The organism is Alteromonas sp. C1M14, assembly GCF_018860965.1.
Taxonomy (GTDB): Bacteria; Pseudomonadota; Gammaproteobacteria; order Enterobacterales; family Alteromonadaceae; genus Alteromonas.
This window is the reverse complement of the sequence record NZ_JAHKQF010000008.1, coordinates 142251-155993: the sequence shown is the minus strand read 5'-3', so window position 1 is coordinate 155993 and position 13743 is coordinate 142251. Positions and strand designations below refer to the sequence as shown.

The following is a 13743-nucleotide window of genomic DNA, read 5'->3' as shown; positions in this document are numbered from 1 at the left end:
TTAATCCGTGATTGCTACTGGCAGCATGAGTAAGTCTGGAGCCAATTGCTTTTTCGCCATACGCAAGCCCTTGGTGATTTGCGTACGGTAACTGCTATCTAGCTCTTCCCATTGGCGGGTTTGCTTATTCCATACCCCTTGTTTACCTGCATCACGTGTTTGATAAATTAACGCTGTGCGACCCAAGCGTAAAAATTCCACATCGCGCTCAGAACCGTCAATGGTATGAATACCACTGTAAGCCTCTAACGTGCGGCCATAATCCATTTCAACTTGATAGGCTTCCATGACCCGACGGAATTTTTCCGACGGCGCGACATCGGCTCTGTCCATCATGGCTTTAAGATCGGCAATTCGGTTTTCGCGCTCTTCGGCAAGAAACGGAACATCCAAGGCAATAAACTGCTCGAGTCCGTCAATCATACGAATCATTAATGGGGTAATTTGACGCTCAATCACCGATACTTCGTCGATGGAGGCGTTAAGATCGGCCATTTCCTGTTCTTGGTTGGCAATCTGTTTACTCAGCTGGGTGTTGTAGACTTCTAAGCCTTCGATTTCCTTATTCAACGTTTTGAACGCTTGAAGTTTGTCATCGATTTGGTCAGCGATAGTGTTGATTTTATCCTGTGACTTAGCGGCACTTTCATTTATCTTAGCCGCTTCATCGACAACGGGGTTCAAGACGCTGTCGTCTTGTGCCATGGCAAAGGTAGCCGACAAGGCACTCGCCAGCAGCAACGAGTTGAAAAGCTTCATACATTCAAACCTTACTGTTAATAGAAATCGGTACACACCGACTAAAAATTCTGCGGGTAGGATAGGAAGTTTCCATGACAGTTTTATTACATGGCTGTCATATTTCTTCTGTCATAAAAAGTTGCTGGTAGATAACAAAAAGGCGTGTTTTTAAATATATATTTAAATCGCTAATCCCAAGGCAGGGAATTAGTCGTTGATAAGGAGTCGTCGCTGGCGCAGCAGCACGTCTTCAAGTATGGGAAAATAGCCGTCTCGGGTGACCTGTTGTTGTCCTTGTTGGGACAAGACATATCGCAAAAACTCCCGTTCTAAGGTTGGCAAAGGTTCATTGGGTTTTTTATTCACGACCAAATATAGAAAACGGGTATACGGGTAGGTTTCGTTGCGCACCGTCTCACTGGTTAGCGGGATCATTGCGCGGCGACTACGGCCAATTGATAAGGCCTTCACGCCGGCAGTTTTATATCCATAGGCAGCGTACCCCATACCGGTGTTACTGGTCGCCACCGATAATACAACCGACGCCGAGCCCGGTTGTTCATTCACTGTGGGGCGAAAATCGCCATTACACAACGCCATCAACTTAAACATACCGTAGGTACCTGATACCGAGTTACGGCCGAAAAGGCGGATAGGCGTGGACTTATCATAGGTCCCACGTTGCAGCTGTTGCCAGTGGGTAATTGGTGTTGCGCCGCCGCAATATCGGGTGGCAGAAAAAATGGCATCGACCTGGGTGGTGGTAAGCCCTTGTATGGGATTGCGACGCTCGACAAAAATGGCGATGGCATCCATGGCCACTTTTAGCACTGTCGGTGGGTAACCATGGGCTCTTACAAAGTCTCGTACTTCACTGGGTTTCATTGCACGGCTCATCGGACCTATGGTGGCGGTCCCCTCGGTTAGCGCTGGCGGTGCAGTGGATGAACCGGATGCTTGTACCTGAAACTTAACTTGCGGATATAAATGTTGAAATTCTTGAGACCATAACGCCATCAGATTGGCCAGAGTATCTGAACCTACAGAGGTGATTTTACCCGCCACGCCAGGCACCCTTTGATACTCAGGTACGGCTGTTGTCTCAGCCAAGGCGCCCCATGACCAGCAACAGCACACTAGGATTAAACGCCACATGTTCATGGCTGTCATGGCGTCTCCGCAAGTAATTCTTCATCTAAAAGAAACGAGAATGTCGTGCCCTTTCCCATTTCACTGGCAATTTCTAGGTGGGAATTATGATGGCTAAGCACATGTTTTACAATGGACAAGCCTAAGCCTGACCCCCCAGTTTTCCGTGAACGGGCTTTGTCTACTCGATAGAAACGCTCGGTTAACCGTGCTAAATGGTTTTGCTCAATCCCATCACCGTTATCGGCAACGATAAATTTGGCGCCGTCGTCTTCACGTCGCCAGTAAACATGAATTTCACCGCCTTTCGGGGTGTAATGTACGGCATTGAAAACAAGGTTGGAACAGGCGCTGCGCAATTCGGTTTCCACGCCATACACAATTAACGAGGTATCCACATGAAAATGAATTTGGTGCTGTTTTTCTTTATTTAATGTAGCGGCTTCTTTTTCCAACTGTTGTAACATCACCGGCATATTGACCGTATTTTCATAGATCCTTTCTGAGCTCGCTTCAATCCTAGACAGCACCAATAGATCTTCAATCAGGCTTTGCATTCGCTGAGTTTGCGCGCTCATTTCCCCGAGAGCCTTATTGACCATGGGGTTTTGCTCGGTGTCAGGTAATATTTCAAGATAACCGGAAATCACCGTGAGGGGGGTGCGTAATTCATGGGATACATTGGCCACAAAATCTTTACGCATTTCTTCTAGTTGGGAGACACGGGTGACATCCCGGGCAATCACCAATAGATGCTCTTCGCCATAAGGCATTACCCGGTATTCGAAGGATTTGCTCGGATTTGTGGGGGATGGCACCTCAATGGGGTGGTTAAAGTCACTTTCATGAAAATAAGCGATAAAATCAGGGTGACGAATAAGATTATCTAGGCGACGACCAGCATCACTTGGCCATTTCAGTCCAAGCTCTAAGCGCGCCAATCGATTACACCAGATAATACAAGCTTTAGAGTCCACCACCACCGCGGCATCGGGCAGCGCTTCTGAACCTTCCCGAAAACGTTTTACTAAGGCCCCCAGCTCTTTTCGCTTGTTACGGTTGCGACGTTGAAGATAATAAATACCTTCATAAATGTGTTCCCACACGCCAGTGACGGTGGGAGGCGACATTTTTCTACTATGCCATAGCCACCGATTAAGCTTAAAAAGCTGCCAATAATTTATTGCCAGTAACCCGGTCGCCCCTACCGCCACAGCTAGGACCATGTCATCCATATACCAGCCTGTTAAAGCGAAGATCAGCAGGTACGAGGTTAAGCGTACTGCACTTCTAAGCCAGGAAAATGGGTAATACATGCAGTAAGCGGCCTTGTAATGAGGATGAACGGCTATTGTGACAATGCTGAGCCCTAGGTGCAATCGGCGCCCAGCAATTACATTTTAGTAGAAAACCGATAACCTGCACCACGTACGGTTTGGATCATTGCATCATGCCCGTGTAGAGAAACCGCTTTGCGTAAGCGTCGAATGTGCACATCCACCGTTCGATCTTCCACATAGACGTTAGTTCCCCATACATTGTCGAGCAATAACTCTCGGCTATATACCCGCTCTGGATGGGTCATAAAAAAATGCAGTAATTTAAATTCTGTCGGCCCCATATCTAAAGGATCGGAGTTGGCCATTACCCGATGGGAAATAGGCTCTAGCTTTAACCCATTAAATTCAATAGGTTCTTCACTTGAGGTTGGGGTTACCCTGCGCATCACGGCTTTAATTCTGGCAATGAGCTCTTTGGGAGAAAACGGCTTAGTAATATAGTCGTCAGCCCCCGCGTCCAGTCCTCGGATTTTATCTTCTTCTTCTCCCCGAGCAGTAAGCATAATTACCGGAATATCCCGAGTAAACTCGTGCTGTTTGAGGCTTTTTGCCAATTGCACACCCGAGCCGCCCGGCAGCATCCAATCTAGCAAAATCAGATCGGGGTAAGGTTCACAAATTTTCTGTTGGGCCACATCGTAATCTTCAGCCTCTACGGTATCAAAACCAGACTGTTCCAGGACGAATTTTAGCATTTCGCGAATTGGCGCTTCGTCTTCCACTATCAATACTGATCGAGACATAACTTTTTTCCTGCTCATGACAAATCGCCGCTATTATTGATGGGGTCTGTGACACTTTTATTAAAACGATTACAAATTTGTGTCAAGGGAAAAGGTATTTTATCTCCTTTATGTTAAATGAAGTAGCTTGTTTATTCAGCAATTTACGCCTATTCTGTGGCTTACAGATTTTCCTAACGGTGAGGATGCATCAGGATGACCACGGTGAAGACAGGATTGTCACGTAAATTATTAACGCGTGTGCTGTCCGTTTATTTCATCCTCACATTGCTGGTGACCATCGGTCAAATATTCACTGAATACCTCAGTACCAAAAATCACATAGAAAGCGAATTACAAACCTTAAAAAACACCTTTGCAGAAAGCCTTACTCGCGCCAACTGGGAGCTGAACAAAGTGCAGGCGCGGGTGATTGCTGAAGGCCTGACAAAGTTACCCATTGTGGAAGGCGTGCAAGTAAGAGACGAAAACGGCGAACTTATCGCTGATGACGGGCAAACCATTCCAGTAACCGGCCCCCCGGTTCAATCAGGTATCAAACAAGATCACCCTGGCGGCATTTTTAGTTACAGCTTCCCTTTGGTCTTTGAATTTTCCGGACGCCAGTCTTACGTTGGGGACGTAACGCTCTATTCTAGCTTCGACATTATATTAAGCCGTATCGAAGTGGGTATTTTCTTCCTCATTGGTAATGCCATTATCAAAACTGCTTTTTTGGTTTTTCTGTTTATGACCGCCTTTAAACGGATGTTGTCCGAGCCCCTTTCTGAACTTACCGACCAAATGACATCCTTTGATCCTGAGCATCCTCAAGAATCCAAAGTAAAAGTGACCACCGATGACGACAATGAACTTCGGCTTTTACAACAATCATTTAATCAGGTCATCGATGATCTCATCAGTTCCCAGTCAAAATTAAAAGGGGTTCAAAGCGCCCTGACTCACGCGAACAAAAAATTAGACGACCAAAATCTCATCTTAGAACAAGAAGTGGCCAAGAAGACCGCCTCCTTGTCCCAAATCATGCTTGACCTAGAACAGCAAAAAGACGAGTTAATTGCGAACCAACGAGAGCTTCGACAGGAAAACGAAAACCGTCAATTTATCGAAGATGAATTGCGTAAACGCAATAGCGAGCTGGCCAAGCATATGGACATGATGAACCTTATCAAAGATCAGTTAGTGGAATCCGAACGCATGGCGTCCTTAGGGGGCTTAGTGGCGGGGATTGCCCATGATGTGAATACCCCCATTGGGGTAAGTGTTACCGCAGCCAGTTATTTACAAGAACGTATCAACAAATTAAATGCCGCGTATAAAGACAAATCCTTATCCGGTAAAAATATGTCCGCCTTTATTGAAGAAGCGAGTCAAACCGCTGAATTACTGATGAATAATTTAAACCGGGCATCTGAATTAGTCGCCAGCTTTAAACAGGTTGCGGTTGATCAAACCAGTGAGGCTGAACGTCTTTTTAATTTAAATACCTACCTACATGAAATATTACTGTCACTCCAACCCACCATTAAAAAAACCCAGCACCAAGTGACCATTACCTGTCCTAACGATTTGGAAATACTGTGCGCACCCGGTGTTATTGCGCAAATTATCACCAACATGATCATTAATTCCTTGGTCCACGGATTTGATAATTGCGAACAAGGCCATATTCGTTTGGTCGTTACCCAAGAAAATGATTACGTTACTATCGATTATAGTGACGATGGAAAAGGCATGGACAAAAAAGGCCTTAACCAGCTTTTCGACGCGTTTTATACCACCAGTCGCGAACACGGTGGCAGCGGATTAGGTACCCACATTGTGTATAACCTTGTTACCCAAGCTTTAAACGGTAGTATTCAAGCCTACAGTGAACCGGGTGAAGGTCTTCGCTATATCATCCGGTTTTTAAATAAATCCCTCTAACGGTTAAATACATCGTTGCAGCATGGCCCTGCCATTGGTACGCTTGCCGCCCGAAAATTTTCATCGAGCAAATCAGGATTACATTCTTATGTGGTTTAAAAACCTTAAGGCTTATCAACTCACGCAAACACTCTCGCTTGACGATGATGATTTAAATAGCGCATTAATGGATAACGCTTTTCGCCCCTGCGGCAAACAAGATACCGCCACCATGGGGTTTGCCTCGCCATTTGCCCAAGTAGGCAACGAAGGGGTCATGTTTCATAAAGTACAAGAGCGATATTGGCTCACGGTTAAAAAACAGGAAAAAATTCTGCCTTCCACAGTGGTGAATGCAGAACTGGCAGAAAAAGTAGCTGCCATTGAAGCCGAAACTGGCTCGCCGGTAGGAAAAAAGCAACAACAAGATCTTAAACAAGAAATTATGTTTCGCTTGTTACCGCAAGCCTTTGTGCGCAATACCTTTACTCACGGCTTTATCTCTATTCCGGAAAAACTGGTAGTGGTGGATGCTTCCGCGGACGGTAAAGCTGAAGCCTGGCTTGCTCTTGTGCGAAAGGCCATTACGTCATTGCCCGTGGTGCCCTTAGCGCGTAGAAGCTTGCAAAGTGAATTAACACACTGGCTAACCGAAGGTGCACCTGAAGGGATCACACTGCTAGAAGAAGCAGAACTAAAATCCACCGACGATCTAGAAAGCGTTATTCGCTGTAAAAACCAGCCTTTAGATAGCGATGAAATTACCATGCATTTGGATAATGGCAAACTGGTACAAAAAGTAGGCTTTGCCTACGAAGACGTGCTAACAGCCACCATTGCCGAAGATGGCTCTTTTAAGCGGGTAAAATTCACCGACAGACTCAAAGAAGAAACAGACGATATACCGAAAGATCAGGCCAGCGCCCGTATGGATGCGGAATTTGCGCTTATGTCTGCAGAACTCTGTGCCTTCTTAGATTTTATGCGCACCACCCTTAATTTAACAGAAAACGATTAAGCTAAAAAAGTGCTGCTCTCAACTGGGGGCAGCCTTTCAACCCGCCACGTTTTCATCTTCATTTTGCCCTCCATGATCCTCATGATAGGCGCGGCCCCAATCACACATTTGTTGTAACATCGGTTGCAAACTCGCCCCCCGCTCGGTAAGAGAATACTCTACCCGTGGCGGCACTTCTGCATACACTTGCCGATGGATTAACCCGTCTTTTTCTAATTCCCGGAGCTGCTGGGTAAGCATCTTTTGAGTTACGCCCTGTAAACGTCTTCGCAACTGACTAAAGCGCAAAGTTTTAAAGGTAAGGTGCCACAAAATAACCCCTTTCCACTTACCGCCAATTAAGCTTAATGCTACCGCTACCCCACACAGGTAATGGCCTTCATTCGATGGGGTGGGTTTTTCTTTTGGTGTTGTCATTACTGCCTCAATAGTATCTTTTTGGTAAGTACCATACCAAAAGGTGCATACTAGCCTTTTAGTTCGTTAAGTGGATAATAGCTTAGCCTGGCACCATTGAAAAGTTGCCTTTCGCATAACTTCACATTGATACGGAGTACATATGACAGATACTTTCAACGCATTGCTTGTTGAGCAGGTGGATAAAAAAACCTTTACCCGTAAACTTACTACCCGAAACTTGACTGATTTGCCCGCTGGCGATGTTGTCATTAACGTCGAGTACTCGTCGCTCAATTACAAAGATGGGCTTTCTGCCACCGGCAACCCAGGCGTATCTCGAAACTTTCCCCATACACCGGGAATTGATGCCGCGGGTACGGTACTGTCTTGTGATTCAGGTGACTTTGCCGTCGGTGACAAAGTATTGGTGACCGGATTCGATTTAGGCATGAATACCCCAGGTGGCTTTGGTGAAAAAATTCGGGTTCCCGCCGACTGGGTGGTGCCTTTACCCCAAGGTTTATCCACCCGTGATGCCATGGTTATTGGCACCGCCGGCTTTACCGCCGCGCTATCAGTACAAGCTTTAATTGATGGGGGAGTGAAAAAAGAAGATGGTGACATATTGGTCACCGGCGCCACCGGCGGCGTAGGTTCCGTTGCGGTAGCCCTACTAAGCAAAGCCGGTTATCGGGTGGTAGCCCTTACAGGCAAAGCGGACAAACATGCGTTCTTACAATCCTTAGGGGCCAGTGAGATCATTGGCCGAGAAACCCTGCTAGAAAATAAAGAACGCCCCATGTTAAAAGAACGCTGGGCGGGAGCCGTGGATTGCGTTGGCGGTGATTATCTTGCTGCGGCGATAAAATCTACCCGCTACGGTGGTGCGGTAACCTGTTGTGGTTTAACGGCGTCGCCAGAACTCCCCATTAATGTTTTCCCTTTTATATTACGCGGTGTTTCCCTATTAGGCATCGATTCAGTTCAATGCCCCATGCCTCCTCGATTGGCATTGTGGAAAAAACTAGCCACCGAATGGCAACTTGATTGCCTTGATGCGTTAACCGAAGAAATTGAACTGTCCCAACTTGATCCCTACCTAGATAAAATTCTAGCGGGCAAGGTGTCTGGTCGGGTCATCGTGGCCATCAACCCTCAATAAAAGCGTGATAAAAAAACCATTGCGGACGGTGCTCTGATTGTGCCGCCCGCAATCAAGCTCTCGGCGGGAAGTTCAGGGGTAAAAGATAATATCGATAAAACGGCTTTTTCCCGCTTCGTCACGGTATCCATGAGGCACATCACCGTGTAACACACACTGTTCGTTAGCCGTGAGCACGCGCTCTTGAGCCCCTTCAAAAATACGTAAGCGACCCTCTAACACGTGTATATGCTCTAGCACTCCACAATGATGAGGTGACGAGCGCTGTTCATGATAGTTGGATAAGGTAATTTCAAAGGTTTCAAACTTTGTCTTCGGTGAATAACAAAATAAGGTCGTTACCGTCATATTCGGATCTTCGGTAAAACCTTGAACACGGGGATCGTCCTGAAGGGCGACATCTGTTGCTTCATCTTGGCTAATAAAAGAAGAAAAAGAACATTGTAACCCGGTGGCGATCTTCCATAAGGTCGCAATGGTGGGGCTTGATTCAAGGCGTTCAATCTGTCCTAGCATGGCCTTAGATACCCCGGTTTGTTTTGCTGTTTTATCTAGCGACCATCCTTTTGCCTGACGCTCACGTTTTAACACTGCGGCAATCTGTTGGCCTACCCTATCTTGTTTATTCATCTGACGCCCTTCACGGTCTTGCTAACCTCGGCACTCTATCATTGTGCGTTATAACGCACAATGATAGGCTTAACACTCGTGCGCTATAACGCACAAATATAACGAGGTGTCAGATGACAAAAAAACGAAATTTGAGTATCAGCCATATTTCCGCCGGCTTTACAGCGGTGCTGGTGGGGTATAGCAGTGCGGTCATTCTTGTCATTGAAGCGGCTAAAGCGGCAGGTGCCACCCCCGACATGGTCAGCAGTTGGCTACTGGTATTAGGAATAGGCATGGGCATTTCCTGTATCGGTTACTCTTGGCACTATAAGGTGCCCGTGGTGACGGCTTGGTCCACACCCGGCGCCGCGTTTTTAATCGGCACGGCAGGGGACTTTTCGCTACCAGAGGTAATAGGCGCATTTATTATTTCATCGTTATTAGCCTTGTTAACGGCAAGAAGTCGCTTTATTACTCGTCAAATCACTCGCATCCCTTCGTCTATCTCCTCTGCCATGCTGGCGGGAATACTGCTACCCATTTGCTTGCAAGTCTTTACCGAAGGAACTACGGCCCCCTTGTTAGTGGCAGGGTTTGTCGCCCTGTATGTAGTAGGCAGTGCCCTATTTCCCCGTTATCTCATGTTGATGATGCTAGCCGTTGCTGTCCTAGTAAGCTTACAACTAAACAGCGGACAAGGGTCTGAAATCCCTGTCACGTGGCCAGCATTAATATGGGTAACACCCACCTTTTCGCTGTCTGCCACCATCAGTTTGGCCTTCCCCTTGTTTTTGATTACCCTGCTAACGCAAAATTTACCGGGGATCGCTATTTTAAAAAGTTATGACTACCAACCGAACGTATCTCAGGTGCTTACTGGGGTGAGTATTATTAATTTAGTTACCGCTCCTTTTGGTGGCTTTGCCTTTAACTTAGCTGCCATCACAGCCGCAATTTGTATGGGCGAAGACGCCGGTGACGATAGATCACATCGGTTTTGGGCTGCCATTGTTGCCGGTGGCTTTTATCTTATATTTGGCTTGTCTGCCACCGTAGTGGTGATATTGTTCAGCCACATGAATCAAACACTCGTCCATGTGGTCGCTGGCCTTGCGTTATTCGCAACCTTTACAGCATCCGTGCAACGGAGTTTCGCTAATCCAGCACACAGAAAAGCCGCCACCATCACCTTACTTTGTTCAGCCTCTGGCATTTCCATTATGCAACTTGGGGCTCCCGTATGGGGCCTTCTATTGGGCTTATCAGTGATTCTGCTAGACCAGCGAAACACACTGTTTTTACGGTACAAAAAAAGGGCTTAACGCCCTTTTTTTTTGCGGTATTTATCAGGCAAATACCTGTTTAGCGCTGGCGCACATTTCCTTAAACTCATCGGTAGTGAGTTCATTAATGTCTTCCAATGCACCGCGCTGGATCGCCAAATTCAGTATGGCATCTTTTTGCGAATCAACTTTGCCTGCTAAGGCTGCGCCAATGCGAACAAAGTCGATATAAGAAAGTGTATTTGGCATAACGGCTAAATCATTCCAGCTTTCTGCCACCATCGTGAAGTCTTTATCAAAACCCCAAGCCCGCATAATGCTTCCGCCAATACGGCCCGCGAGTTTATCAATAGCAACCTCAAGAAACGTGGGGTTGGCAAAGATCTCCTCGTGACGTTCGGCTTCGGTCAGAATGGGAAGCACGCCAATATGATAAACTAAAGCGGCTAATGTCATGGTATCGAGGTTTAGTTCTCGCTTTTTAGTTCGATTATTGTAAAGCTGCAACGCCGCCATGGAATAGGCAACCACATTCACGGTATTTTCCCACTCTCGCTTCATGTAGTTACCCACCACACCGTTTTTAGACACAAACAATTGTTCCATGGCCAATGCGGTAGAAATATTCTTTATTTGGCGCAAACCGATACGAGTAACCGCCTGACCGATAGAAGTGACCTTAACCGTCCTGCCAAGATAGGCGCTGTTAGCGATTTTAATCATACGCATACTCAATGATGGATCTTTCCCCACCACATCGCCCATGGCATTGAGGTTAACGTTTGGATCATCTGCCGTCTTTCGTACCTTTAATGCTATGGCCGGCAGGGTGGGTAAAACCAATGTGTCATTATTGATTTTATCAACCAGAATAGAGAGAAGCGCATTTTGTGTAGACATGTACCCACCTTTTTATAAATTTCATCAAAGCCGCCACCCAAGGGTAAGCGGTGAATAGGTATGTAAAAATTGTAATCCGTTACGCGTGAACGAAAAGGTTTTAGTTTCTTTGTCTGAAATAAAAATATATCAGTAGAATGCAAAAACTGCATCCTGCATATGAACTTTTTCTACATTAAGAATAGAGATAGGAACTATTGATGGGATTTTGTCTTGACGACATGACAGGCTATGAAGTGTTAAAACGCCGCTAGAATGGGCGTTTAAAGGAAAATAAAGGCGCTACCGGTGACCCAGCTTCCTCGCCAGTCACCGGTATAAAGTATTTATTCCAGTGCTTTTGCTTTATTGGTGTAAGGCGGCCAACCCATTAGCTTTTTGGCCAGCACATGCAGATGTATATGATAGACAGTTTGCCCACCAAATTCATTGCAGTTCATCACTGTACGATACCCTTCTTCAGCAAACCCCATCTCTGTTGCCAATTTAGCGGCAACGAAGCTTAAATGCCCAACCACTAAACGATCGTCTTCGCTAATATCGTTAATAGTGGCGATGGGCTTTTTCGGGATCACTAAAAAATGCACCGGTGCCTGGGGATTGATATCTTTGAATGCCAGTGCCATATCGTCTTCATAAATAATATCGGCGGGAATTTCCCGGCTAATGATTTTTGTAAAAATAGTTTCAGACATAATGTACCTTTCTCACTGATTTATGAATCGAGTCACCCAGCCTTGCGGCGTATTTTGAGTCGGTTAGCCAAAAACAAACCACAGCAAAACTGCACCCAGTATGAGGCGATAAATGACAAACGGCAACATACCAATACGGGAGATCCAATTAAGAAATAAAAATATGCACAAGTAAGCACTGACAAAGGAAAAAGCTGCTCCGTAGAGTAACGCGGACCAATCCACGGGGTTATCCGCGGCAAGCAAATCAAAGGTTTTTAGCGTACCGGCACCAAGAATGACGGGGATGGACAACAAAAACGAAAAACGGGCACAACTTTCCCGGTTAAGTCCAAGCATAAGCCCTGCGGTCATGGTAATGCCCGAGCGAGACGTCCCCGGTATCAGTGCCATCACTTGCGCCACACCAATAATGATGGCTTGTTTTAACGTGATATCTTCCAAAGTACGAATATGCGTCGCTTTAGCATCGGCATACCACAACAACAAACCAAAGATAATGGTGGTGGCAGCGATCACCAAAGCAGTACGGGCATTCATTTCAATCCAGTCATCTAAGGCTAACCCCACCAACACCGCGGGGATCGTGGCTAAGATAACGTACCAGGCCAGTTTACTGTCGGTATTTTGTTGCTTGCTAAATCCACGGGTTAACCAGGCCACCGTCATCTGAGCAATTTCTTGCCTAAAATAAAGTATAACCGCCAATAAACTGCCCACATGCACAGCCACATCAAAGGCGAGGCCTTGGCTATCCCATCCTAGAATCTCGGCGGGTAGAAGTAAGTGCCCAGAACTACTAATGGGTAAAAATTCGGTAATTCCCTGAATAAGGGCGAGAATAATGATCTCAAAAAGTGTCATCGCTAAAATTCACTCCATGTAAAGTCGATGGGCCAGAGTTTCTGGGCGGTTTTATCATAATTTTGCCACAACTGTAGGTAGCTTTTATCCACCACAGGATGGATATCGTTGGGCACCAGTTCAGCTAGCGGTTGCAAGACGAAAGCATTCAACAATATTTCTTCTCTGGGCAACACCACAGGGTCGCAAGTGACGGCATCGTCAAAGGTTAATAGATCCAAATCGAGAGTGCGAGAACAATACTTTTTTTCGCTGTGGGTACGCCCATTTTCGCGTTCAATGGTTTTTAGTTCCTGCACAACACCCGCGATATCTTTATGGGTAAAAGCTTGAATCACACAATTGTAAAAAGGTGAACCAGGAAACCCCACCGCTTCGCTCTCAAACATACGAGAGCATGTTACCTGAGCAAAGGATTGTGTAAGGCGCGTTAGCCCCCGCCGGGCATAAAAAGTGCGGTTAATATTAGTCCCAAGACTAATAAGAATACGATGCTTCATAGGTCGCGAGACCGGGTAAACACTACGGTTACAGTGTCAACATCGGGCAGTATGTTCGGCTTGGTAATGGCCAGGCGCATCCGTTGTATGGGGAAACGGTCAAACGCGGCCTGCATCAAGCATGCGCCCAATGCTTCGAGTAATTCAAAGGTTTGCTCTGAGGCCGTAGCCTTTAAACAATCGGCCAACTTAGCATAATCTATGGTTTGGGTGACATCATCGCTTTGCATTGCCTCAGACAGATCTGCGTCTACGGTAACATCAAGCAATAATGTGGTTTGTTGCGTGCGCTCCCAATCATAAACCCCAATAAGTGTATCGACTTTAAGACCGGATAAAATGATTTGTTGCATATGAAAACAGGCACAAAGCCCGAAAGAGGAAAAAGATGGCGGCAACTTTACCACATGTGAATAACATGTCGATAAACCT

General features: G+C 46.2%; 15 protein-coding genes. 4 read left to right on the top strand and 11 right to left on the bottom strand.

The genetic code is table 11. The features are described from left to right. From KO501_RS05345 to phoB, 4 genes are all read right to left on the bottom strand, one after another. A complete protein-coding gene (locus KO501_RS05345) occupies positions 1 to 759 on the bottom strand; it encodes a DUF3450 domain-containing protein (protein ID WP_216028616.1) in 759 nt (252 codons plus the stop codon). A 189-nt stretch (positions 760 to 948) separates the two neighbouring features. After that, positions 949 to 1911 (bottom strand): phosphate ABC transporter substrate-binding protein, encoded by a 963-nt coding sequence (locus tag KO501_RS05340; protein ID WP_216028615.1) that lies wholly within the window; start codon positions 1909 to 1911, stop codon positions 949 to 951. After that, positions 1908 to 3206, bottom strand: coding sequence for a phosphate regulon sensor histidine kinase PhoR (phoR, locus tag KO501_RS05335; RefSeq protein WP_216028614.1), 1299 nt, complete (start codon positions 3204 to 3206; stop codon positions 1908 to 1910). Before phoR ends, KO501_RS05340 begins: the two co-directional genes overlap by 4 nt. A 77-nt stretch (positions 3207 to 3283) precedes the next feature. Beyond that, positions 3284 to 3973: a phosphate regulon transcriptional regulator PhoB gene (phoB, locus tag KO501_RS05330; protein ID WP_216028613.1), complete on the bottom strand. Its 690-nt coding sequence runs from the start codon at positions 3971 to 3973 to the stop codon at positions 3284 to 3286. Between the two features lie 195 nt (positions 3974 to 4168). Between phoB and KO501_RS05325 the strand changes: the two genes are divergently transcribed. Continuing rightward, positions 4169 to 5899 (top strand): HAMP domain-containing sensor histidine kinase, encoded by a 1731-nt coding sequence (locus KO501_RS05325; protein ID WP_216028612.1) that lies wholly within the window; start codon positions 4169 to 4171, stop codon positions 5897 to 5899. A gap of 88 nt (positions 5900 to 5987) precedes the next feature. Beyond that, positions 5988 to 6896 (top strand): recombination-associated protein RdgC, encoded by a 909-nt coding sequence (gene rdgC, locus KO501_RS05320; protein WP_216028611.1) that lies wholly within the window; start codon positions 5988 to 5990, stop codon positions 6894 to 6896. Positions 6897 to 6932: 36 nt separating this feature from the next. Here rdgC and KO501_RS05315 read toward each other — a convergent pair whose 3' ends face one another. Beyond that, the gene (locus tag KO501_RS05315; RefSeq protein ID WP_216028610.1) at positions 6933 to 7313 is read right to left on the bottom strand and encodes a helix-turn-helix domain-containing protein; all 381 of its coding nucleotides are present in this window, start codon (positions 7311 to 7313) and stop codon (positions 6933 to 6935) included. Between the two features lie 142 nt (positions 7314 to 7455). On the opposite strand from KO501_RS05315, the gene KO501_RS05310 reads away from it, so the two are divergent. Then, positions 7456 to 8457, top strand: coding sequence for a YhdH/YhfP family quinone oxidoreductase (locus KO501_RS05310; protein ID WP_216028609.1), 1002 nt, complete (start codon positions 7456 to 7458; stop codon positions 8455 to 8457). A 72-nt stretch (positions 8458 to 8529) separates the two neighbouring features. Here KO501_RS05310 and KO501_RS05305 read toward each other — a convergent pair whose 3' ends face one another. Continuing rightward, positions 8530 to 9087, bottom strand: a complete 558-nt coding sequence (locus KO501_RS05305; RefSeq protein WP_216028608.1) for a helix-turn-helix domain-containing protein — start codon at positions 9085 to 9087, stop codon at positions 8530 to 8532. Between the two features lie 113 nt (positions 9088 to 9200). Between KO501_RS05305 and KO501_RS05300 the strand changes: the two genes are divergently transcribed. Then, a complete protein-coding gene (locus tag KO501_RS05300; RefSeq protein ID WP_216028607.1) occupies positions 9201 to 10391 on the top strand; it encodes a benzoate/H(+) symporter BenE family transporter in 1191 nt (396 codons plus the stop codon). A 24-nt stretch (positions 10392 to 10415) separates the two neighbouring features. On the opposite strand, the gene KO501_RS05295 is transcribed toward KO501_RS05300, so the two are convergent. The 5 genes from KO501_RS05295 to folB all read right to left on the bottom strand — a co-directional run bounded on the left by KO501_RS05295 (position 10416) and on the right by folB (position 13664). Continuing rightward, a complete protein-coding gene (locus tag KO501_RS05295; protein WP_216028606.1) occupies positions 10416 to 11252 on the bottom strand; it encodes an HDOD domain-containing protein in 837 nt (278 codons plus the stop codon). Between the two features lie 326 nt (positions 11253 to 11578). Next, positions 11579 to 11947, bottom strand: a complete 369-nt coding sequence (locus tag KO501_RS05290; RefSeq protein ID WP_216028605.1) for a histidine triad nucleotide-binding protein — start codon at positions 11945 to 11947, stop codon at positions 11579 to 11581. Positions 11948 to 12010: 63 nt separating this feature from the next. Beyond that, positions 12011 to 12811, bottom strand: a complete 801-nt coding sequence (locus KO501_RS05285) for an undecaprenyl-diphosphate phosphatase (RefSeq protein ID WP_216028604.1) — start codon at positions 12809 to 12811, stop codon at positions 12011 to 12013. 2 nt (positions 12812 to 12813) lie between these two features. Beyond that, a complete protein-coding gene (folK, locus tag KO501_RS05280) occupies positions 12814 to 13311 on the bottom strand; it encodes a 2-amino-4-hydroxy-6-hydroxymethyldihydropteridine diphosphokinase (protein WP_216028603.1) in 498 nt (165 codons plus the stop codon). Next, positions 13308 to 13664 carry a dihydroneopterin aldolase gene (gene folB, locus KO501_RS05275; RefSeq protein WP_216028602.1) on the bottom strand — a complete coding sequence of 119 codons (357 nt, stop codon included), beginning with the start codon at positions 13662 to 13664 and terminating at the stop codon, positions 13308 to 13310. Before folB ends, folK begins: the two co-directional genes overlap by 4 nt. Between the last annotated feature and the right edge of the window lie 79 nt (positions 13665 to 13743).

Bases quoted from the DNA above. Each gene is read 5' to 3' on its own strand.
- KO501_RS05345 (WP_216028616.1), bottom strand. From the start codon at position 759: ATGAAGCTTTTCAACTCGTTGCTGCTGGCGAGTGCCTTGTCGGCTACC.
- KO501_RS05340 (WP_216028615.1), bottom strand. From the start codon at position 1,911: ATGACAGCCATGAACATGTGGCGTTTAATCCTAGTGTGCTGTTGCTGG.
- phoR (WP_216028614.1), bottom strand. From the start codon at position 3,206: ATGTATTACCCATTTTCCTGGCTTAGAAGTGCAGTACGCTTAACCTCG.
- phoB (WP_216028613.1), bottom strand. From the start codon at position 3,973: ATGTCTCGATCAGTATTGATAGTGGAAGACGAAGCGCCAATTCGCGAA.
- KO501_RS05325 (WP_216028612.1), top strand. From the start codon at position 4,169: ATGACCACGGTGAAGACAGGATTGTCACGTAAATTATTAACGCGTGTG.
- rdgC (WP_216028611.1), top strand. From the start codon at position 5,988: ATGTGGTTTAAAAACCTTAAGGCTTATCAACTCACGCAAACACTCTCG.
- KO501_RS05315 (WP_216028610.1), bottom strand. From the start codon at position 7,313: ATGACAACACCAAAAGAAAAACCCACCCCATCGAATGAAGGCCATTAC.
- KO501_RS05310 (WP_216028609.1), top strand. From the start codon at position 7,456: ATGACAGATACTTTCAACGCATTGCTTGTTGAGCAGGTGGATAAAAAA.
- KO501_RS05305 (WP_216028608.1), bottom strand. From the start codon at position 9,087: ATGAATAAACAAGATAGGGTAGGCCAACAGATTGCCGCAGTGTTAAAA.
- KO501_RS05300 (WP_216028607.1), top strand. From the start codon at position 9,201: ATGACAAAAAAACGAAATTTGAGTATCAGCCATATTTCCGCCGGCTTT.
- KO501_RS05295 (WP_216028606.1), bottom strand. From the start codon at position 11,252: ATGTCTACACAAAATGCGCTTCTCTCTATTCTGGTTGATAAAATCAAT.
- KO501_RS05290 (WP_216028605.1), bottom strand. From the start codon at position 11,947: ATGTCTGAAACTATTTTTACAAAAATCATTAGCCGGGAAATTCCCGCC.
- KO501_RS05285 (WP_216028604.1), bottom strand. From the start codon at position 12,811: ATGACACTTTTTGAGATCATTATTCTCGCCCTTATTCAGGGAATTACC.
- folK (WP_216028603.1), bottom strand. From the start codon at position 13,311: ATGAAGCATCGTATTCTTATTAGTCTTGGGACTAATATTAACCGCACT.
- folB (WP_216028602.1), bottom strand. From the start codon at position 13,664: ATGCAACAAATCATTTTATCCGGTCTTAAAGTCGATACACTTATTGGG.